The organism is Pelagicoccus sp. SDUM812003, assembly GCF_031127815.1.
In the GTDB taxonomy this organism is placed as follows: Bacteria; Verrucomicrobiota; Verrucomicrobiia; order Opitutales; family Opitutaceae; genus Pelagicoccus.
Genome location: NZ_JARXHY010000053.1, coordinates 1 through 1,723, shown reverse-complemented (window position 1 = coordinate 1,723; position 1,723 = coordinate 1). Strand labels below are relative to the sequence as shown.

The following is a 1,723-nucleotide window of genomic DNA, read 5'->3' as shown; positions in this document are numbered from 1 at the left end:
TCAACAACTTGTCTTGTTCAGTTGACTACGAAGACGCTTGCCGTGTGTCAGTTCGTAGATCGTCGCCATAGAAAGACTCTCGCTGAGAACGTGAAAGCCATACGCGGAAGTCAGCGCGGAGCGCTGGCTGGAGTTGTATGGGCTGACTGGTTAGGCATTTGTTCTATCTTTTATAACACCTAGTAGGGTCATTGCGTGCTTGGAAAAAATATCGAGTTGAAGAGTCCACAAGGATTCAGCGAGATTGTATACCTTTTCAGGTGTAACTCTCGAAGGCTTTTGATCGTTTGAGTTGGGCCTCAATTGCATCTTAGATGGTTGAAGCTCGTCGAAGTATATCTGTCCATGAATCAGTTTGTTTCGCTGGTCTAAGAGTTCACTAGCTCGCTGAAGGGCATCGGAAAAGTCTTTCAATTCATTCGAGTCGATTTCTCTAACGACGCTTTTAATCCACTCTAACTTCCTTCCGACATTCGAATTTGGATCGTTGTCGATTCTGTCGAAAACGCCCGCTAGGAAATTCGCTATCTCTTCAATCTCTACCTCGAGTTGTGATGATTGAGTCGCTACCCAACCGACTGCTCTTATTATATCGTTGTCTCGTTTTATCTTCATTTGCCTAACGTGAAAGCCATACGCGGAGGTCAGTCGCGGAGCGACTGACCGGAGTTGTATGGGCTGCCTGGTTGGGCTTCAAATTCTACAGGTCTATCGAGTTGCTCCCATCGGTTGTTTTTCTTTTGGTATATGAATGTGTAGTTCTTTGTTTCGTTATACATGAAACCCTCCTTGACGATGCTTGCTGCTTGGACACCACCAACCTCGTATCCTCTCTTTTCTACAATCGATTGATACCAAGGCCAAATCCGATCTGCCTCACGTTGTACCGAATCTACATCTTCGATGTTTAAGTCTGTTACGTAGGTCATCATTAGGACTCTGGTTCCATCTCCAACGACTATGGGAAGTATCTGACGGACTCTTACTTCTTCACCGTTCTCAAGTATAACCGTTTCTGTGCGAACTTTGTTTGTGCAGCCCGCCAAGAGAGCGAGAACCATGGCCAAAAATAGTTGGAAGGTCGGTTTCATTTAGTTTTGCCCAACGTGAAGGCCATACGCGTAGGTCAAGCGCGGAGCGCTTGGCCGGAGTTGTATGGGCCGACTGGTTCTACCATTCTTTTTTTCCGTCTATTTGCGGTAGATGCATCCAAATCTTCTTTGATTAGGTAGCTCAAATAGTCTGTTCCGTTCTTCAGAATCAAAGTCACTTCTTTTACTTCAAATTCTTTAGATTCATTTGTGTCAAAAACACGGATACGCTCTGTATTGCTGTGACTGCTCCAATCAGTTTCGGGTATCTTTTTATTCGTGATCAAAACCCATCCTTTTTTTGTGATCTGGAAAACTTCGACTAGCTTCATTCTTCATCCATTTTTCCAACGCCAAGCTAGGTAGATCGAAGCCCCGACGAGTGGTACGCTGATAAACCAATCCCAAAAGTTTCCAGGGATTAGTTCGTGGATAATAACTGAAGCGACGACCGCGATTCCGACGCAAACCAGATAACGCCAGTTCGGAAGTTGGGCTAGTTCGGATACGATTTCGTCGATCATGTTTTTTCTGTAGAACGTGAAAGCCATACGCGTAGGTCAGCGCGGAGCGCTGGCCGGAGTTGTATGGGCTGCTTGGTTGGGCTGGTTTGTTTCTTTCGGTTGATTCTC

3 protein-coding genes are annotated in these 1,723 nt (G+C 45.6%); all 3 read right to left on the bottom strand.

The genetic code is table 11. From position 1 onward, the window contains the following. Positions 1-150: 150 nt before the first annotated feature. Genes QEH54_RS22720 through QEH54_RS22710 form a run of 3 tightly spaced genes read right to left on the bottom strand, consistent with a single transcriptional unit; the run spans position 151 to position 1,423 of the window. On the bottom strand, positions 151-615 hold the full coding sequence (locus QEH54_RS22720) for a hypothetical protein (RefSeq protein WP_309021024.1): 465 nt from the start codon (positions 613-615) through the stop codon (positions 151-153). A 29-nt stretch (positions 616-644) separates the two neighbouring features. Beyond that, positions 645-1,091: a hypothetical protein gene (locus QEH54_RS22715; RefSeq protein ID WP_309021023.1), complete on the bottom strand. Its 447-nt coding sequence runs from the start codon at positions 1,089-1,091 to the stop codon at positions 645-647. 35 nt (positions 1,092-1,126) lie between these two features. Then, entirely contained in the window at positions 1,127-1,423 is a 297-nt protein-coding gene (locus QEH54_RS22710; RefSeq protein WP_309021022.1) for a hypothetical protein, read from the bottom strand. Positions 1,424-1,723 lie beyond the last annotated feature (300 nt).